Genomic DNA, 19382 nt, shown 5'->3' with positions numbered 1-19382 from the left:
GACGGCAATTCCCTAGGGGCGGGCGAACTCTCAGAGTGCGGAGAGTTCAGCGACGAGGTCGTCTAGTCCGAGCGAACCCTGTGACAACGCGGCCATGTGCCACGCCTTCAGATCGAAGGCATCGCCGTGTGCTGCCTGCGCGGCGGCACGGCCACGCAACCAAGCGCGCTCACCGAGCTTGTATCCGATCGCCTGACCGGGCCAGCCGAGGTAGCGAATCAGCTCGCTGTCCAGGTGTTCCGGCGGCAGTCCGCAGTACAGCGCGAAGAACTCCCTGGCATTGTCCGGCTCCAGCCGCTCGCCGGGCCGATACGGTGAGTCGGCCGGATAGTCGAGCCCGACGTGCAGGCCGATATCGAGGATCACCCGGAGTACCCGCAGCATCTGCGCGTTGAGGTAGCCGAGGCGGTGGCCGGGATCGGTGAGATAACCGAGTTCGTCCATCAGGCGCTCCGCGTACAGCGCCCAGCCCTCAACGTTGGCGCTCACGTCGCCCAGGCTGACCTGATAGACGGACAGCTGATCCGCCAGGTAAACCCACTGCGCGATTTGCAGATGATGCCCCGGGACACCCTCGTGATACCAGGTGGTGATCAGACTCCACACCGGAATCCGGGCCGGGTCGAGCACCGGCAGCCAGGTGCGGCCCGGGCGGCTGAAGTCCAGTGACGGCTCGCTGTAGTAGGGCGCGGCGGCGCTACCCGGCGGCGCGATCATCGACTCGATCTTCAGCAGCGGCTCGGCGAGATCGAAATGGGTCCCTTGCAGATCGGTGATGGCTCGATCCATCAGATCCTGCAGGTAGCGGCGAGCATTCTCCGGACTGTCCAGCGCCGGGCCCTGCTGCTCCAACCACTCCATAGCCTGTAGCGGTGTCGAACCCGGCAACACCTTTTCCGCCTCGGCGCGCATCTGCGCGTCGACGTCGCGCAACTGCTCCCAGGCCCAGGTGTAGGCCTCGTCGAGGTCGAGATCGGCGCCGCTCCAATAGCGCACCCAACGCTGATACCGCTCTCGCCCTGCCGTATCGGGGGCATCGATTGCCTTCGGGCCGTAGACATCTCGCAGCCAGTCGTGCAATTCCGCCACGGCGGCGTTCGCGCTGACCGCGGCCGAATCCAGTTCGGCGCGCAGCGATTCCGGAGCCGGCGCGACGAAATCGCCGAACCAGCCGCCCGGATTGTCACCGGCGATCCATTCCTCGAACTGCTCGGTCACCGCGCTGACTTGCCGAGGTCCGGCCAGCAGCCCGCGATCGATTCCCTCGGTGAGCGTGGATCGGTACTGGGCCAGCGCCAGCGGCACCCGGTTCAGTCGGCGGCCGATGGCCCGCCACTGCGCCTCGGTGTCGGTCGGTAGCAGCGTGAACAGTTCGCGGAGGTCGTGCACCGGGGAGGCGATATTGCGGATCGCCCGGAAATGCTCCCCGGCGTCGTGCACGGCCAGTTCTGCGGTGAGCCGCTCGCGCAGCAAGGTGGCACAGCGCCGGTCGGTCACGTCCGGATAGCCGCCGGCGGGCTCGGCGGCCTCGAGTTCGGCGAGGGTGACGCGGGCGCGCGCGGCCGTCGCCTCGAGGCCCGCCGGGGACAGGTCGGGGAGTCGGTCGTCGTCGAGGTTGCGCCCGAGCCGGACCGCGATCAGCGGGTCGAGCTCGGCCATGGCGTCGACATACGCGTCCGCGATGCCGCGCGCCGTACGCACAGGAGTCGAATCGGTTGTGGTCTCATCCATCTCATGGACTCTGCTCGAATTCGGCGCTGGTGACAAGCTCAATTGCGCCCGTAGAGAATTCGGGCCGCGGCGGCAAGCAGGCGATTGTCGAGCGGGCGGCGGGTGAAGGTCGTCGTCCGCACCGGGTTCGAAAAACGTTGACGGGTAATGGCTTTGGCGGTGGTCCACTCGCGTAGTCCGTCCGGTCCGTGGATCCGGCCGAAACCGGAGTTGCCCACCCCGCCGTACGGGAGCGCGGGGACACCCGCGTAGGCGACGACCGAGTTCACCGAGGTCATCCCGGAGCGCATGCGCCGGGCCAGATCCAGACCGCGAGCGCCGGCGAAGACCGCGCCGCCGAGCCCGAAGCCGGTGGCGTTCGACTTGGCCAGGGCCTCGTCCATGTCGGCGACCTTGGCGACGACCAGGACCGGGCCGAAGGTTTCCGCGCGGACGACCAGGGCGTCCTCCGGGACGTCCACCAGGATGGTCGGCTGGATGTAGCGGTCGCCGATGCCGTCCAGGCCGCCGGTCAGCGCCTTGCCGCCGCGTTCCAGTGCGTCGGTGATGTGCTGCCGGACGACCTCCACCTGTTCCGGCATGGTGATCGGGCCGATCGGTTGTCCCGCACCGGCTTTCAGTTTCCCGGTGAGCTCGACGACCTGGCCGACGAACGCGTCGTAGACCCGCTCGTGCACGTACGCGCGCTCCACCGAGATGCAGACCTGCCCGGCGTTGTTCATCGCGCCCCACACCGCCGCGTCGGCTGCCGCCGCCAGATCCGCGTCCTCGTCGACCACGAGAACATCCGAGGCGCCGGCGTCCACGAGCACGGGGGTGAGCGTTTCGGCGCAGGCGGCCAAGACTTTTCGCGCGGTGGGCAGCGAGCCGGTGAAACTGATCTTGTCGACGCCGGAGCGGCACAGTGCCTCGCCAGTCGCGTCGGCGCCGGTGACGGTCTGGAACAGCCGATCGTCCCCGGCGACACGACCGAAGCTCTCGGCCAGCCACTCCCCGATCCCCGGGGTGTACTCACTGTGCTTGAGCACCACGGCATTTCCGCCCGCGAGCGCGTACGCGGCGGTGCCGACCGGACCGAAGACCGGGAAGTCCCACGGGCCGAGGATGCCGATCACGCCCAGCGGCCGATACTCCAGCCGGGCCGACTGGTTGACCATGAACGGTCCGGACCCGACTCGCCGCGGGCCGAGCACCTTTCGCGCATGCTTGGCCGCCCAGTCGATGTGCTGGACCGCGACGATCACCTCGATCGTCGCGTCCGCGTGCGGTTTTCCGTTCTCCGCATGCACCAGGTCTTCCAGTTCGGTGCGGCGCTTGACCAGCGACGAGCGCCACGCCAACAGCACCCGTTTACGCTCGTCGAACCCGACCTCCGCCCACGACGCCTGCGCTTCACGGGCCCGCCGGACCGCCGCGCCGACCTCGGCCGCGGAGTGCACCGGATAGGTGCCGACCACCGCCCCGTTCGCCGGATCGTACGACGCGAAGGTCTCCCCCACCTCGGCGGTGAAACCCTCAACCGACACACTCGACTGTCCATCGATCACGCAAAAAGTCTTATCGACCCATCGGGTTTCCGAAAGACGTCATTCGAGGGGGCTAGCTCGGCCGGCCGCACGCCTTTTGACATCCGCACGCGTGTCAGTGCGGCAAGTCGTAGTGCGGGCAATCAGAAGGCGTGCGGCTGGAGTCAGGCGTTACCCGCAGACCGCACCGTAGGACGCAGACCCGACCAGCTTCGAGTACTTGGCCAGCACACCGCGGGTGTAGCGGGGCGGCAGCGGCTCCCAGCCCTCGGCGCGGCGGGCCAGTTCCGCAGGCTCGATCAGCAGGTCGAGGGTGCCTGCACCGACATCGAGACGGATCTGATCACCGTCGCGGACGAACGCGATCGGGCCGCCGTCGACCGCTTCCGGCGCGACATGCCCCACGCACAGTCCGGTGGTGCCGCCGGAGAAGCGTCCGTCGGTGAGCAGCAAGACGTCCTTGCCGAGTCCCGCGCCCTTGATCGCCGCGGTGATCGCGAGCATCTCGCGCATGCCCGGGCCGCCCTTCGGTCCCTCGTAGCGGATGACGACCACGTCGCCCGCCGAGATGGTGCCGTCTTCGAGGGCGTCCATCGCCGCCCGCTCGCGGTCGAAAACCCTTGCCGTGCCGGTGAATACATCCGAGTCGAAACCGGCCGACTTGACCACCGCGCCGCCGGGCGCGAGCGTGCCCTCCAGGATGGTGATGCCGCCGGTCGGGTGGATCGGCGACGTCATCACCCGCACGACCTTGCCGTCGGGGTCCGGCGGCGCGATCGCGGCCAGGTTCTCCGCCACGGTCCGGCCGGTCACGGTGAGGCAATCCCCGTGCAGCAGACCGGCATCGAGCAGCGCCTTCATCATCACCGGCACGCCGCCGACGCGGTCCACGTCGGTCATCACGTGCCGCCCGAAGGGCTTCACGTCGGCGAGGTGCGGCACCCGGCGGCCGACCCGCGCGAAATCGGCCAGCTTCAGGTCGACGTTCGCCTCGTGCGCGATGGCCAGCAGATGCAGCACGGCGTTGGTGGAGCCGCCGAACGCCATGACGACGGCGATGGCGTTCTCGAACGCCTCCTTGGTCAGGATGTCGGAGGTGGTGATCCCGCGGCGGAGCAGCTCCACCACGGCTTCGCCGCTGCGCCGGGCGTAACCGTCGCGGCGGCGATCGGTCGCCGGCGGCGCCGCGCTGCCGGGCAGGGACATGCCCATCGCCTCGGCCGCGCTGGCCATGGTGTTCGCGGTGTACATGCCGCCGCAGGCGCCTTCACCGGGACAGATGGCGCGCTCGATGGCGTCCACGTCCGCGCGGCTCATCAGCCCGCGCGAGCAGGCGCCGACCGCCTCGAACGCGTCGATGATGGTGACCTCGCGCTCGCTGCCGTCGGACATCTTCGCGATGCCCGGCAGGATCGAACCGGCGTAGAGGAACACGCTGGCCAGGTTCAGCCGAGCGGCGGCCATCAGCATGCCGGGCAGCGACTTGTCACAGCCGGCGAGCAGGACCGAGCCGTCGAGCCGTTCGGCCTGCATGACCGTCTCGACGCTGTCGGCGATCACCTCGCGCGAGACCAGCGAGAAGTGCATCCCCTCGTGGCCCATGGAGATGCCGTCGGACACCGAGATGGTGCCGAACTGCATCGGGAAACCCCCTGCGGCGAACACGCCGTCCTTGGAGGCGTGGGCGAGCCGGTCGAGCGAGAGGTTGCAGGGGGTGATCTCGTTCCAGGACGAGGCCACGCCGATCTGCGGCTTCTCCCAGTCGTCGTCGCCCATGCCGACCGCGCGCAGCATGCCGCGGGCGGCGGTTTTCTCCAGGCCGTCGGTGACGTCGCGGCTGCGGGGCTTGATATCGGGGGCGTTCGGATCAGTGGGCACGATTACCCATCATCCTCCGGTCGGATTCGAATACCGCAGCGCCCACGCCCGGGATGTTCGAAGGTCCGCCTCAGCAGCACTCGCAGTCGTGCCCGGCGGCGTCGGGCCGGCCTGCCGCGATCGGCGGGGCACAGCACGTGTCGCCCCGCCACGCATCGCGCCCCTCCTTGATCGCGACGATCGCGATGACCAGCGCCGCGATCGGGTCCGCCCACGACCAGCCGAACAGGCTGTTGAGCAGTAGACCTACCAGCAGCACCGCAGAGAGGTAGGTGCACAGCAGCGTCTGCTTCGAATCCGCGACCGCCGTCAGCGACCCCAGCTCCCGGCCGGCCCGCCGTTGCGCCAGCGACAGCACCGGCATCACCGCCAAACTCACTGCGGCCAAAGCGATCCCGACGGTCGAATGCCGCGCCTCGCCGAGCCCGAGCAGCGAGCGAATCGCGTCGACGGTGACATACAGCGCCAGCGCGAAGAACGAGAACGCGATGATCCGCAACGTAACCCGTTCCCGCGCTTCAGGATTCTTACCGGCGAACTGCCACGCCACCGCCGCCGCGGAGGACACCTCGATCACCGAGTCGAGTCCGAATCCGATCAACGCCGTCGAGGACACCCGTGCGCCCTCGCTCAACGCGATCACCGCCTCGATCACGTTGTAGGTGATCGTCGCCGCCACGAACAGTCGAATCCGCCGCGAAAGAACCTGTCGCCGTGCCGAACTCGGACCACTCGCGGCGATCGGCAACCCCAGGTCCGAGGCCATCAGCAGCACCCCTCGCGATCGGAATCCGGACAGCAGGCCGGATCGACCGCCAGCACCAGGCCGACCAGATCGTCCAGCGCACGGCCGATCCGCGGATCCGCCAACTCGTACCGACTCCGCCGCCCTTCCGGCACCGCCACGACCAGCCCGCAACCCCGCAGGCAGGCAAGGTGATTCGACAGGATCTGCCGGGACACCCCGATCCGATCGGCAAGGTCGGACGGATAACTCGGCGCAGTCCGCAACGCGAGCAGGATCTGCGACCGCGTCGAATCCGACAACGCATACCCGAACCGCGACAACGCGTCGCTGTGCACCAAGGTGGCCATACCTGGACGGTACAGATATTTCTGTATTCACGTCAATCTGTACTGGCACCTCCGGGTACCCTCGGTGCGATCCCTCACGTAGGGAGCGAAGGAGAGCAGGATGCCGCCGATGCTGGCGCAAACCTTGAACAGGCTCGGCGCAGTCGACGACCGGACGAACTTCGACCGGCTGCTCGCACTGGCCGGCGGCCTGCGTGCCGTGCGGCAGCTACTCAGGACTTCGGAGACAGTGTTGGACGTAGGCGAACTCGAGCCGGAGGCGATTCGAGAGTGGCTGCGGGCGTTGCCGATCGCCCAATCCGAGTGGGTCGAGATCGCGTGGCCTGCCGACACCACAGCGGTACGCATGCGGTTCGATCGCTTCGCCAAATGCTTCGACGACCTGTGGTACCCCGCACAAGATGATGTCGTGGTCGTGGCCGAGCGGCCTGGGGCAGTCCAGATCCTCGTGCTCGATCATGAAGAGCACTTCGCCTATGGGGCACTAAGTCCGCCGGTTTACGCGATCCCGTTCGAGCGCTGAGGCGAGGGCGGGGCGGTCGAGCTTTCCGCGCGGTGTGCGCGGGAGACTGTCGAGCAGGAGGACCTGCACCGGGATGCTCGGGCTGGGGAGGGTTGCGCGGAGGTGCCGCCAGATCTCGTCGATGTCGGGGGCGGTCTCGTCTACGACTATCGCGGCGGCGGGGGCCTCGCCCATGCGGGGGTCGGGGACGGCGATGCAGGCGGCTTCGGTGATGCCGGGGAGGGCGGTCAGGGCGGATTCGATGGCGGCGGGTTCGACGTTGAGGCCGGCTCGGATGAGCATTTCGCTGCTTCGGCCGAAGAGGTGGAGTTCGTTGCCGAGGATTTGACCGCTGTCCCCCACCGACATCCACCCGTCGACCGGGCCGTCGGCGAGGCCGCTTTCGGTCAGGTAGCCGTCGAAGAGCATGTCGCTGCGGACGAAGACGAGGCCGTCGCGGATGTCGATGTCGACGCCGTCGAAGAGTTGACCAGCCGAGTTCTCGCCGGGGTTCCCGAGTCCTCGGTCGAAGGAGACGAAGCTCAGTTCGGAGGCACCATAGAAGTGCACGAGGGAGGCGTTCGGCAGGATCTCTTGCAGCGATTGTCTTCCCGTGCGTGGCCAGCGGGCCGCCGACGAAAGTACCTCGCGGACATCGGGGTACGGGCCGGTGCCCGACCGGACGATGTCCCAGGCGATCGTCGGCACCGAATACAGGTGTGTCGCACCGTCTTCGAGTGATTCGAGGACCGGTCGGAGGTCGACAGCCGCGCCTCGGGTCAGCGCGTGCAGTGCGCCGTAGAGGAAGTGGGTGTGGTCGAGGACGCCGGGGGTCGAGACGAGGTCGCGGGGCGCGATGTCGAAGGTGGCGTCGGAGCGGTCCAGGGTGGTGGCCCAGGATTGCTGGTTGCGCACGAAGAGTTTCGGTTCACCGGTAGTGCCGGACGTGATGCCGACGAGCAGTTCGGTCTCGGGCAACACGCGCGATGTCGAGCCGTCGGATTCCAAATCGGCGACGGTCTGAATTGCGCCGTCGTATCCCATCTTCCGCAGTCGGCGGTGTTGCGGAGGCGACGCGACGACCGCACCCGGTTTCGAGAGGTCGAGGACCCGAGCCAGCTGCTCGGGCATGAGGTGCCGGTGCAGTAGAACGATGCTGACGCCTGCGTGCATGGCCGCGGTTACGGCGACCAGTGATTCGATGTCCGAAGTGGGTAGCACCGCAACGCGATTCATGCCGTCGAGGCCGGCGGCGGTGCGGGTGACGCGGGTCCAGAATTCGCGGTAGTCGATGCGTTCGCGGGCGGAGATGATGGCGGGCGAGTCCGGTGATTCGGTGACGCGGCGGGCTATGCGCTCGGCCGGCAGCTCAGTCATCGTCGACTCCTCTCGCGGCGAGGGCGTCGCCCATCGCGTCGGCGGTGCGCAGCGCGCGTACCAGTACCGGCGTCGCGAGCGCGGTCATCGACCATTGCAGGCCGCGCGCCCGCCGTGCCTCTGCGACATCGTGCACGATTCCGGCCAGTAAGGGAACACACCGGATGGCAAGCGCGAGAAGCAAACCGACGCGATCCGGGTCGACGCCGAACCTGCGCAACGGGCCGAGCGCGCGCGTCACGGTGTCGAGCAGGTCGGTCACACGGGTGGTCAGCGTGACCAGCGCGGCCAGCGCCACCGAGATCAACAGCACCCCGCACACGACGACGGCTCGCGCGGGCGAGGTGATCAGCACCTGGAACACTGCGATGATCAGCAGCATCCACACCATCGGACGCAGCTGCGCCACAGCGACTTCGACGGGAATGCGGGCCAGCGCGAACAACCCGGCCACCAGCACACCGACGACCCCGACCTCGATCGGGTTGCGCACGAATACAGTTGCCGCCACGATCGACCCGATCAGCAGCAACAGCTTTGCCCCGGCGGGCATTCGGTGCAGCAGCGAGTCGCCGGGACGGTAGAGCCCGATCATTCGACCAGTTCCCGGTAGGCGGGGACGGCGGCGGCGGGCGTTCCGTCGAAGGCCACGAGTCCGTCGTCGATCACGATGACCCGCTCGAAACTGTCCAGCAGCGCGAGCTGGTGGGTCACCACGATCACCTGCTGATCCATCGCGTCCAGCGCGTCGGCGACGACGCGGGCGTTGCGCAGATCCAGCAGGGTGGTCGGCTCGTCGGCAATGATCACCTCGGGCCTGCGGATGAGGACCGCGCCGATGGCGAGCAGTTGCTTCTGCCCACCGGAGAGCAGATGCGAGGGATGGTCGCCGTGCTCGTGCAGCCGGAACCGGACCAGCATCTCCTCGACCCGCGCCGCGACCTCCTGCTTGCTCAAACCTGTTCTGCGCAACGAGAAAGCGAGATCCTCGGCGACCGTCGGCATGACGATCTGGGTATCCGGGTCGGTGAATACGAATCCGACCTTGCGCCGCACCTGCCCACCCTTGCGCGCCGCGTCGATGCCGTCGACCGTGACGGTGCCCGAGGTCGGCGCGAGCAACCCGTTGATCATGCGCGCGAGTGTCGACTTACCCGAACCGTTCGCGCCGATGATGCCGACCCGCCGCTCGGTGATCCGAAGGTCGATGCCGCGCAGTACTTTTCGCTCACCGAAACTGTGCGTCACCGACGAGAAGACGATCTCACTCATGCCACACGCTCCACCAGCATCGCAACACCCTGCCCGCCGCCGATGGCACACGCGGCGAGCCCGAGCGCGGGCCCACCCTCGCGCAGCATCTGACTCGCCAACCGCACCAGCAAGATAGCTCCCGACGCGCCCCACGGATGCCCCATCGCGATCGCCCCGCCCTGCGGGCAGATCGTCGATTCGTCCAACCCGAGCTCGTCCGACACCGCGAGCACCACCGAGGCGAAAGCTTCGGTGATCTCGACGATCCCCAGCTCCGCGACGTCGACTCCCGTGCGGCGCAACAGCTTCCGGATAGCCGGAACCGGCCCGAGCCCCGGGTAGGCGGGATCGGACCCGGCGACCGCCGACCCGAGTACCCGCAACGCGGGCAACCCACCGGCCAGCGACTCGGTCGTCACGGCCAATACGGCCGCCCCGTCGGAAATGCCACACGAGTTACCCGCCGTCGCCGTCCCCTCAGCGCCGAAACTGGGCCGCAACCGCGCGAGCCGCGCCTCGGTCATCCCCGCCCGGATGCGCTCGTCGCGACGCACCTCCCCGATCGGCACGATCTCCGCCGAAAAGTCAGCAGCAGCAGCAAGACTGTGCGAACGCGCCGCATACGCGTCCTGCCGCTCTCTGCTGATCCCCCGAACTCGCGCCAAATCGTCCGCCGCGACCCCCATGTCGGGATCCGGAAAGCCTTGCGGCGCAAAGGGAGCACGGGTGTACCGCACCGGATCAGCCCCCGCGGCCGGCGGCCAGAATCGCCACGGCGCGGTGCTCGCCGACTCGACCCCGCCCGCCAGAATCAGTTCGTCTCCCCCGCCGCGCACCCGCAGCGCCGCCTGCATCACCGCGTCCAGCCCGGACCCGCACTGCCGATCCACCGTGACCCCGGGAACCTCGACCCCGAAACCCGCCGCCAACGCCGCGTTCCGGGCCGGGTCCCCACCGGGCCCCAGGCAATTGCCGAGCACGACATCGTCCACCGCGGCCTCGACGCCCGCACCGCGCAACGTCGACAACACCTCGCGCAACACCGGCGCGGCCAGATCGGTGGTGGTCAGCTCGGCGAACCCGTGCCCGGCATTGCCGATCGGCGTTCGACGCGGCGCTACCAGCACGGGAACCGGGTTCATGCCAGCAAGTCTTTCAGCTGACCCCGAGCCACCTTCCCACTGGCGGTCCGGGGCAGCGTCGACAGCGGCACCCAGCGTCGCGGCATCGCCTCTTTCATCAGCAGCCCGCGCGCCTGCGCCCGCACCGCGTCGAGCCCGACGCCATCGAGTTGCACTGCGGCCGTGACGATCTCACCGAACACCGCGTGTGGCGACCCGACCACCGCCACGGCGGCGACCCCGTCGAGCGTCCCGAGAATGCGCTCGACGTCCTCGGCGAGGACGGTGGTGCCGCCGACATTGATCGCGGATTCGCCCCGGCCTCGAACGACAAGCTCACGGTCCGGACCGAGTTCGGCCAGGTCACCGACGCCGAACCATTCGGGAGCCCCCAGCACGCGGTACGGGGTCCGCACGTAAAGCAGCCCGTCGCGTACCTCGGCATCCACCTCGTCCAGCAATCGAAGCGGCTCCGGCACCCGCCGAGCCGCGACGAGCGAAACCTCCGCCGACCCGTAGTACTCGACAATCGAGACCCTGCCTGCCGCCGTACGAGCGCCGTCATCCAGGGCGATGCCCGCGACGATGGCTGTGCGCAGCTCCGGCGCCTGGTCGACCACGTCGCGAAGCACCGCGGGCACCGCATGCACGACCGTGGCCCGCGTCGGATCGTCGGTCACGCACGCGCCCCGCCACAACGCATGCAGCGCGCCGAACAGATGCATGGTCGCGTGCAAGGGCCCCGTGATGAGCACCCGGTCCGTGGCTTCGACCCCGGTGATCGTGGTGAACGCCGGAAAGCTGTCGTACCAGGACGCGGCGGTACGGGCCAGCGGCCGTGGACACCCCGTCGACCCCGACGTCGTCACCAGCAGAAACGCCGACTCCGGAAGGTCCGCCCGAGCCGAACGCGCCTCGGGATTCTCGACGATCACCGGCACCCCCCGCCGAGCCGCCGCACAGACGCAGATCAACGCATCCGGAACCGGCAGCGCCGACGCGTCGTACACAACCGCGGTGTCCCGCTCGATCCACTCATCGATCGCACGGTCGAGCCGCGCGTAACTGTAAGTGCGGCCGTCGAATTCGATGGCCGGCTGCTGGCCGGACCCACCGAGCTCCGGACTACGCACGAATCAGACCGGGGTACGCGCGGTGCACACCCTTGGCGACCACCGTCGCGACCACAACCTTGGCCAGATCGCCCGGAATGAACGCGAAGTTGGTGCTGACCGCGTGCGCGAAGTCCAGATCGGTGCGCAGCAGCAGCCCGAGCGTGCCGAAGAGATAAATGACCAGGATCCCGCCGAGCGCGTTGATCAGCAGGCCCAGCACCAGCGGGTACTTGGGCAGGATCCGGGCGGTGAGCAGACCGATGACCAGCGCCGCGGGCGCCCAGCCGCCGAGGTATCCGGCGCTCGGCCCGGCCATCGCGGTCAGGCCCGTGCGACCACCCGAGAGCAGCGGCAACCCGATCAACGTCAGCCCTAGGAACACCAGCACCGCGGCCGTCCCCTTGCGCGCACCGAGCACCGCGCCGGCCAGGATGACGCCGAGCGTCTGCACCGTGATCGGCACACCGCTGAATCCGACCGTGATCGCGCCCGGCAGTCCCATCGCCGCGATCAGCGCGGCGAAGACCGCTACCTGCGCGATGTCCCGCGCGGAAAAGGCAACTCTCGAACGACGAGGGTTCTCGACACCGTCCACGACGACTTCCTCCAACTACCAGCTTGAACGACGTTCAAGATAGCAGGCGCGCGTTCGCCGAACGCACCCGCGCACAGCGACCGATGCCGAGGCCGACGACTAGTCGTGCGAGTGCGCCCTGGCCTGGATCCGCGCCTGCACCTCCGGGCGGCGCAGCGGCGGCACCGACTTCGGCGGCACCTTGCGATCCGGCAGTTGGTCGAGCAGGCGGGTGGTGATCGCGGCGATGTCGGCGACCGCGGCATCGACCGCAGGCTGGGTCGCGGCCGAGATGCTCGACAACCCGCCGACCTTACGTACGTATTGCAGCGCGGCGGCCTGGATCTCCTCCGGCGTCGCCGCGGGCTCCAGCCCCCGCAGGGCAGTGATGTTTCGGCACATACCCCGAGGCTAATCCGCCGCACCGACACACAGCAGTGCAGCAGCCGTACACACCGCCCAGAACACCTAACACAGCGGATACATTGCGAAGCCGTCCGCTTCACACATGCTGCCGACAATCGACAAATGCGAAATCCAGGGCCCACTGTCGCGGAGATTCTCGCCTCGCACGAAAGCGGCAGCGGCTCGCCGAGCAGCACCGTGGCGCGGGTCGCGGATGCCATCGAGGCGCGGGGCGCCGACGGCACCTGGATCACCCCGGTGCCGCGCGCAGAGCTGCTCGCCGCTGCCGCGGAACTCGAGCGCCGGCCGGGCGCCCGCACCCTTCCGCTCTACGGCGTGCCGTTCGGGGTCAAGGACAGCATCGACGTCGCGGGCCGGCCGACCACGCTGGCCTGTCCCGACTTCGCCTATGTAGCCACCGAAACCGCGCCCGCGGTGCGGCGCCTGCTCGACGCGGGCGCGCTCTACGTCGGCAAGACCAATCTCGACCAGTTCGCGACCGGCTTGAACGGGACCAGAACCCCGTACCCGATGCCGCGCAGCGTCTTCGGCGGCGACCTGATCTCTGGCGGTTCCAGCTCGGGGTCCGCGCTGGCCGTCGCCCTCGGTCAGGTGCCGTTCTGTGTCGCCACCGACACCGCGGGCTCGGGCCGAGTTCCGGCCGCGCTCAACGGAATCCTCGGCTGGAAGCCGTCGCGCGGACTGATCAGCACGGTCGGGCTCGTGCCCGCGTGCAAGTCGCTCGACTGCCTGACGCTGATGGCGTCGCGAATCGAAGATCTGGACCGGGTGTTCGCGGTGATCGCCGCCCCGGATCCGGCCGACCCGTGGAGCCGAGCGCGCGGAGCGCGGTACCGCGGCGGACCCATCCGGGTCGGGCTGCCCGCCGAATCGGAGCTGGAGTTCTTCGGCGACGAGGCCTTCCGCACCGCGCACCTCGGCGTGCGCGACCGCCTGTACGGGCTCGGATTCGACTGCGTGCCAACCACACTGACGCCGTTTCTGGACGCGGGCGCCTTGCTGTACCAAGGCCCCTGGGTCGCCGAGCGACTCGTCGAGTTCGGCGATTTCCTCGACGAACATCCCGAGTCGATCCTGCCGGTCATCCGCGAGATCCTCACCAGCGGTTATGAATTCAATGCGGTCGACGTGTTCCGCGCCCAGCAGCAGCTACAGGAGCTGCGTGCGGTGGTCGCCCGGATGTGGGCCGACTGCGACGTCATGGTCGTTCCGACGATCGGCACCACCTGCACGATCGGCGAGGTGCTCGCCAACCCCATCGACACCAACACGATGCTGGGTCACTACACCCATTTCGGCAACCTGCTCGACCTCACCGCCATCGCGGTGCCGGTCGGCACGACCTCGGACGGCCGCCCCGTCTCGGCGATGGTCTTCGGACCCGCACTCGCCGACGACACGGTGCTCGCGGCGGCCGCCCGAATCCTCGACGAGCCGCGCCTGGCTGAGGCGCACCTGGATATCCGGCTCGTACAGAAAGAACGAAGATGACCGCAGTACAACACATTCCGGCCCAACCGACACCATTCGCCTTCGATCCGTACACCACCGCCCTGCTCGTGATCGACATGCAGCGCGACTTCCTGCTCCCCGGCGGATTCGGGGAAAGCCTCGGCAACGACGTGGCGCTGCTGCGGACCGTGATCGATCCGCTGGCCCGGCTGCTCGCCGCGGCCCGCGCGGCGGGGCTTGCGGTGATCCACACCCGCGAGGGCCACCTACCGGATCTGTCGGACTGTCCACCGGCAAAGCTGCAGCGGGGCAACCCGACTCAGCGCATCGGCGATCCCGGCCGGTTCGGGCGCATCCTCATCCGCGGCGAGTACGGCCACGACATCATCGACGAATTGACCCCGCTGGCCGGCGAAGTGGTGATCGACAAGCCGGGCAAGGGCGCGTTCTACGCCACCGATCTCGCGGCGGTCCTCCAGCAGAACTCGATCGAATCACTCCTGGTCACCGGCGTCACCACCGAGGTGTGCGTGCACACGACGGTGCGCGAAGCGAACGACCGTGGTTATGACTGCTTGGTCGTATCCGACTGTGTCGGTTCGTATTTCCCCGACTTCCAGCGGGCCGGGCTGGCGATGATCGCCGCGCAGGGCGGCATCTTCGGCTGGGTCGCCGATTCCGCGCCGATCATCGGCGCACTCGCGTCCGCGGCCACCGCGAACACCCCGGCTTAGCGAACAGGAACCACCGATGTCCGTCGATACGAAAATCACCGACGCAACCGAACCCGTTGCCCCGCTTACCCTCCCGTGGTGGACCCGCGGCGACACCAATGCCTTCTTCGGGCTCGCCTTCAACATCCTGGTGAACGTGCTCACGCTCACCACCCTGTCCATCGCGGTGGTCAAGATCCCGAGCGGCGATGTGCTCGGCACCGTACTACCCGCGTTGGGCGTCGCCCTGGTGCTCGGCAATCTCTACTACATGGTGCTGGCGCGCCGCCTCGCCCGTCGCGAAGGGCGCGCGACGGTGACCGCGCTGCCGTACGGCCCGAGCGTGCCGCACATGTTCATCGTCGTGTTCGTGGTCATGCTGCCGATCTATCTGAAGACCAACGATCCCCTGAAGGCCTGGGCGGCGGGTCTGGCCTGGGCGTTCATGATCGGCGTCATCGTGATGATCGGCGCGTTCGTCGGTCCGTTCATCCGCCGGATCACCCCGCGGGCCGCCATGCTCGGCACCCTGGCCGGCATCTCCATCACCTTCATCGCCATGCGGCCCGCCGCGCAGATGTGGGAGGCCGCCTGGATCGGGTTGCCGGTGCTCGCCATCATCCTGATCGGCTTCTTCACCGATGTGAAGCTGCCGGGCAACATTCCGGTCGGCCTGGTCGCGCTGCTGGTCGGCACCGCGATCGGCTGGATCGGCGGCTATATGTCGGCGCCGGACGTCTCGAAGGCCGCGCACGATATCGCGCTCGGGCTGCCCGACCTGCGGATCGATCTGCTCTTCGACGGATTGAGCAACCTCGCTCCGCTGCTCGCGACGGCAATTCCACTGGGCGTCTACAACTTCACCGAGGCGATGAGCAATGTGGAGAGCGCCGCGGCCGCCGGCGACAACTACAACCTGCGCAGCGTGCTGCTCGCCGACGGCTTCGGCGCGATCATCGGATCGGGTTTCGGCTCGCCCTTCCCGCCCGCGGTCTACATCGGCCATCCTGGCTGGAAGGACGCGGGCGGGCGGACCGGATACTCGCTGGCCAGCGGCGCGGTGATCGGATTGATGTGCCTGCTCGGACTTTTCGGGCTGCTCGCCACCGTGCTGCCGATTCCGGCCATCGTGCCGATCCTGCTCTATATCGGGCTGCTGATCGGTGCGCAGGCGTTCCAAGCGGTGCCGCGCGTGCATGCGGTCGCCGTCGTCGCGGCGCTGCTGCCGAACCTCGCGGAGTGGGCGGTCGGTTTGATCGATAACGCGCTCAGTGCGGCGGGCACGTCCGCGGACAAGGTCGGCGCCGATGCGCTCGGCCAGGCCGGAGTCGTCTACGACGGCCTGAAAACGCTCGGTTCCGGTGCCGTCCTGGCCGGCCTCGTCCTCGGCGCCGTGGTGACGTTCGTGCTCGAAAAGCGTTTCATCGCTGCGGCACTCGGCTCGCTGGTCGGTGCGGCGCTCAGCTGGATCGGGCTGATCCACGCCGCCGAGGTGGACTGGGCGGCCGCGCCACAGGTCGCGCTGGGGTATCTGTTCTTCGGCGTCGTCTGCCTCGGCTACTCGCTGTTGCGCACTCCCGAGGAAGCGACCGAGCCGCCCGCCGAACCGGCGGTGGAGGCGCCCGGCGGGTAATCCGCGCGGCAACACCGCCATTCGAGCAACGGCGTCACCTGCCCAGGTGGCGCCGTTGCGCTGTGCGGCCGGAAGATAGCTACTTGTCGGCGATCTGTCCGGACTTTCCTTATCCGAGGCCATGGCGTTATCCACCGGTGTCCCAATCGAACACGTGTCGTAACCATCCGAATAATAACGACTAATATTCCAATATTCCCTGCGCCCAACAGGTCCCGCGGCTTAACATCAACATCGTCTGAAATGCGCTGTCATATAGCAACATTCGCTCGAGTGCTGTTTCCGCGGGCTTCATGCAGCCTGCCGACCCGCCGTACACAACCACCGAATCTGAACGATCACCTATTCGGATATTCCAACGTCGGCCGTCCGAGGTGACCATTTCGAGGTGAGGATCAAATATGACAATCGAAATGCCGGTTACTACCGAAACCAATGGTAACGGTAACGGCCGTAAGAGCCTGAGTACCGCAGCCGCGCACCAGCTGGCGACCACCACCAAATCCGAGCCCCAGATGCAGGGCATCAGCTCGCGCTGGCTGACCAGGATGTTGCCGTGGACACAGGTCAACGGCGGCGTCTACCGGGTGAACCGCCGACTCACCCATACCCTCGGCAACGGCGAGATCGAGTTCGTCATCGAGGGCTCGCAGGCCCGGGTCATTCCCCAGGAACTGCGTGAACTGCGCGCGCTGCACAACGTCGATGACGACGACATCCTGCGCGCGCTGGCGGACCGTTTCGAGCAGCGCGACCTCGAACCGGGCACGGTCGTAGCCGAATTCGGCAACGAGATGAATCAGATCGTACTGATCGTGCACGGTAAATTGGCCAAGATAGGTTCCGGCGAATACGGCGAGCAAACCATGCTCGGTATGCTGGCCGGCGGTAACTTCTTCGGCGACGAGTGCATCACCGACTCGTCGGCCATTTGGCCGGTCACGGTCAAGGCGGTCACCAAGACCACCACGCTGGTCATGCCGAGGCAGGCACTGGAGGACATACTCGACAATGCACCAGCACTTCGGGAGCAACTTTCACAGGTGACCGCCGCCGCCGCGCAGCCACAGAACAAGCAGGGCGAGGCGGCGATCCAGATCACCTCGGGCCACGAGGGTGAACCCGAACTGGACGGCACGTTCGTCGATTACGACGCCAGCCCCCGCGAATACGAGCTCAGCTTGGCGCAGAGCGTGCTTCGTGTACACACCCGCGTCGCCGACCTGTTCAACGATCCGATGAACCAGACCCAGCAGCAGTTGCGGCTGACCATCGAGGCGCTCTACGAACGCCGCGAATACGACCTGGTCAACAGCCCCGATTTCGGGTTGCTGAACAACTGCGATCTGAAGCAGCGTATCTACACCGAGTCCGGCCCGCCCACCCCGGACGACATGGACGAGCTGCTCAGCATGCGCCGCAGCACGAAACTCTTTCTGGCCCACCCGAAAGCGATCGCCGCGTTCGGTCGCGAATGTAGCAAGCGCGGCCTGTACCCGGACCCGGTCGACGTCGACGGCCACCGCGTGCCGGCTTGGCGGGGCGTGCCGATCTTCCCCTGCGGGAAGATTCCGGTCAGCGGCACCCAGACCACGTCGATCATCGCCATGCGCCTGGGCGAGAAGGATCAGGGCGTCATCGGCCTGCACCAGGCCGGACTGCCCGACGAGTACGAGCCGAGTCTCAACGTCCGGTTCAAGGGCATCGATGACCAGTCGATCATCTCCTACCTGGTGAGCTGCTACTACTCGGCGGCGATCCTCGTCCCGGACGCGCTCGGCATCCTCGACAACGTCCTCGTCGCCCGCCAGACCGCCTGACCAGGACACTCAGCGACCTCGATGTCTTCGACGCCGCGGCGGCACGAAACACCAAGCGGCCGCGGCGTTCCCAGGTCTTCGGCGACCGGATTCCGGCGCGCCGGGGACACCGCTAGGGAAGGTGTATGTGCTGATGGTCGAGAGCACCTCGGCGGCGACGAGCCACCGGGCCACAGAGATCCTGGCCAGCGCCCGCACCATGTGCGATCCGGTGCTGCGCGAGGCAGTTTCCTCTTTACCCGAGCCGCTGTGCCTGATGGGCGGCTACCACCTCGGCTGGTGGGACGCCGAGGGCACCGCGACCCCGCAGCCGGGCGGTAAGGCGCTGCGGCCGGCGTTGACCGTCTGCGCGGCCGTCGCGTGCGGCGCCACCCCACGGGCCGCGCGCGCCGCCGCGGCCGCGGTGGAACTGGTGCACAATTTCACGCTCCTGCACGACGACGTGATGGACGCCGATCAGATCCGGCGCGGCAGGCCCGCCGTGTGGGCGGTGTGGGGCATCCCCGACGCGATGTTGCTCGGTGACGCCCTGCACGCCCTGGCGGGACGAATCCTGGTGACCGGCTTGCCCGGCCGGACGGCGACGGCGGCCGTGGCGAGGCTGGAATCGGCGGTCATCGAGATGTGCCACGGCCAGCACAAGGATTGCCGGTTCCGGTCCGGTGGGCACGTCGACGTCGAGGAATACGCGCGGATGGCCATGGGCAAGACCGGCGCGCTGATGGGTTGCGCGTGCGCGCTCGGGGCCCTGTGCGCGCAGGCGGATCTGGCCACCGTGTCGGCGATGGACACGTTCGGGCGCGAACTGGGCATGGCCTTCCAGTTCGTCGACGACCTGATCGGGATCTGGGGTGATCCGCAGGTCACCGGCAAACCGACGAGTGACCTTGCCCGCCACACCATGTCGCTACCGGTGGTCTCGGCCCTCGGCTCCGGCACCGCGGCGGCCGCCGAGCTGGCGACCATGTACGACCGCGATCCTGCGGCTATGGATATCGCTCGGGCCACCGCGCTGGTCGAGTCGGCCGGCGGGCGGCAGAACACCCAGCAGCTCGCCGACAACCGAGTGCGCGCGGCCATCGCGGCACTGGCCGACCCCGCCGCGGCCGCGGACCTGATGGTGCTGGCCGGCCTGGTTTCGCGCCGGAACCACTGAGCTGCGAGT

Annotated in this window: 18 protein-coding genes; 6 read left to right on the top strand and 12 right to left on the bottom strand. The window is 68.1% G+C overall.

Annotation, left to right across the window (positions count from 1 at the left end; all coding sequences use genetic code 11):
• Positions 1 to 30: 30 nt before the first annotated feature.
• The 5 genes from F3087_RS39750 to F3087_RS39730 form a co-directional block, all read right to left on the bottom strand.
• Positions 31 to 1731, bottom strand: a complete 1701-nt coding sequence (locus F3087_RS39750) for a DUF885 domain-containing protein (protein WP_150407335.1) — start codon at positions 1729 to 1731, stop codon at positions 31 to 33.
• 38 nt (positions 1732 to 1769) lie between these two features.
• Complete coding sequence (locus tag F3087_RS39745) at positions 1770 to 3278, bottom strand: aldehyde dehydrogenase family protein (protein ID WP_150407334.1); 1509 nt, start codon at positions 3276 to 3278, stop codon at positions 1770 to 1772.
• A 150-nt stretch (positions 3279 to 3428) separates the two neighbouring features.
• Positions 3429 to 5135: a dihydroxy-acid dehydratase gene (gene ilvD, locus F3087_RS39740; RefSeq protein WP_150407333.1), complete on the bottom strand. Its 1707-nt coding sequence runs from the start codon at positions 5133 to 5135 to the stop codon at positions 3429 to 3431.
• Positions 5136 to 5205: 70 nt separating this feature from the next.
• Positions 5206 to 5901, bottom strand: coding sequence for a cation transporter (locus F3087_RS39735; RefSeq protein WP_150407332.1), 696 nt, complete (start codon positions 5899 to 5901; stop codon positions 5206 to 5208).
• On the bottom strand, positions 5901 to 6230 hold the full coding sequence (locus F3087_RS39730) for an ArsR/SmtB family transcription factor (protein ID WP_150407331.1): 330 nt from the start codon (positions 6228 to 6230) through the stop codon (positions 5901 to 5903). The genes F3087_RS39735 and F3087_RS39730 overlap by 1 nt, the downstream gene beginning before the upstream one ends.
• 100 nt (positions 6231 to 6330) lie before the next feature.
• On the opposite strand from F3087_RS39730, the gene F3087_RS39725 reads away from it, so the two are divergent.
• Positions 6331 to 6753: a hypothetical protein gene (locus tag F3087_RS39725; protein WP_150407330.1), complete on the top strand. Its 423-nt coding sequence runs from the start codon at positions 6331 to 6333 to the stop codon at positions 6751 to 6753.
• Here F3087_RS39725 and F3087_RS39720 read toward each other — a convergent pair.
• The 7 genes from F3087_RS39720 to F3087_RS39690 form a co-directional block, all read right to left on the bottom strand.
• Positions 6715 to 8109, bottom strand: a complete 1395-nt coding sequence (locus F3087_RS39720; RefSeq protein WP_150407329.1) for an AMP-binding protein — start codon at positions 8107 to 8109, stop codon at positions 6715 to 6717. The two genes, F3087_RS39725 and F3087_RS39720, sit on opposite strands and share 39 nt — an antisense overlap.
• A complete protein-coding gene (locus F3087_RS39715; RefSeq protein WP_150407328.1) occupies positions 8102 to 8704 on the bottom strand; it encodes an energy-coupling factor transporter transmembrane component T family protein in 603 nt (200 codons plus the stop codon). The genes F3087_RS39720 and F3087_RS39715 overlap by 8 nt, the downstream gene beginning before the upstream one ends.
• On the bottom strand, positions 8701 to 9381 hold the full coding sequence (locus F3087_RS39710; protein ID WP_150407327.1) for an energy-coupling factor ABC transporter ATP-binding protein: 681 nt from the start codon (positions 9379 to 9381) through the stop codon (positions 8701 to 8703). Before F3087_RS39710 ends, F3087_RS39715 begins: the two co-directional genes overlap by 4 nt.
• The gene (locus F3087_RS39705; protein ID WP_150407326.1) at positions 9378 to 10505 is read right to left on the bottom strand and encodes a thiolase family protein; all 1128 of its coding nucleotides are present in this window, start codon (positions 10503 to 10505) and stop codon (positions 9378 to 9380) included. The genes F3087_RS39710 and F3087_RS39705 overlap by 4 nt, the downstream gene beginning before the upstream one ends.
• Positions 10502 to 11617 (bottom strand): AMP-binding enzyme, encoded by a 1116-nt coding sequence (locus tag F3087_RS39700; protein ID WP_150407325.1) that lies wholly within the window; start codon positions 11615 to 11617, stop codon positions 10502 to 10504. The genes F3087_RS39705 and F3087_RS39700 overlap by 4 nt, the downstream gene beginning before the upstream one ends.
• Entirely contained in the window at positions 11610 to 12194 is a 585-nt protein-coding gene (locus tag F3087_RS39695) for a biotin transporter BioY (RefSeq protein WP_191094368.1), read from the bottom strand. Before F3087_RS39695 ends, F3087_RS39700 begins: the two co-directional genes overlap by 8 nt.
• A gap of 99 nt (positions 12195 to 12293) precedes the next feature.
• Complete coding sequence (locus F3087_RS39690) at positions 12294 to 12575, bottom strand: DUF2277 domain-containing protein (RefSeq protein WP_150407324.1); 282 nt, start codon at positions 12573 to 12575, stop codon at positions 12294 to 12296.
• Between the two features lie 126 nt (positions 12576 to 12701).
• Here F3087_RS39690 and F3087_RS39685 point away from each other — a divergent pair, with 126 nt between their 5' ends.
• The 5 genes from F3087_RS39685 (at position 12702) to F3087_RS39665 (ending at position 19373) form a co-directional block, all read left to right on the top strand.
• Entirely contained in the window at positions 12702 to 14090 is a 1389-nt protein-coding gene (locus F3087_RS39685) for an allophanate hydrolase (RefSeq protein WP_150407323.1), read from the top strand.
• Positions 14087 to 14785, top strand: a complete 699-nt coding sequence (locus tag F3087_RS39680; RefSeq protein ID WP_150407322.1) for a cysteine hydrolase family protein — start codon at positions 14087 to 14089, stop codon at positions 14783 to 14785. Before F3087_RS39685 ends, F3087_RS39680 begins: the two co-directional genes overlap by 4 nt.
• 16 nt (positions 14786 to 14801) lie before the next feature.
• Positions 14802 to 16397 (top strand): SulP family inorganic anion transporter, encoded by a 1596-nt coding sequence (locus tag F3087_RS39675; protein ID WP_150407321.1) that lies wholly within the window; start codon positions 14802 to 14804, stop codon positions 16395 to 16397.
• 401 nt (positions 16398 to 16798) lie between these two features.
• A complete protein-coding gene (locus F3087_RS39670) occupies positions 16799 to 18217 on the top strand; it encodes a family 2B encapsulin nanocompartment shell protein (RefSeq protein ID WP_150407320.1) in 1419 nt (472 codons plus the stop codon).
• 133 nt (positions 18218 to 18350) lie between these two features.
• Positions 18351 to 19373, top strand: coding sequence for a polyprenyl synthetase family protein (locus F3087_RS39665; protein WP_150407319.1), 1023 nt, complete (start codon positions 18351 to 18353; stop codon positions 19371 to 19373).
• Positions 19374 to 19382: the final 9 nt, after the last annotated feature.

The organism is Nocardia colli, assembly GCF_008704205.1.
GTDB lineage: Bacteria > Actinomycetota > Actinomycetes > Mycobacteriales > Mycobacteriaceae > Nocardia > Nocardia colli.
Note: the sequence above shows the minus strand (reverse complement) of the source record. Positions and strands in the feature narration are given on the sequence as shown.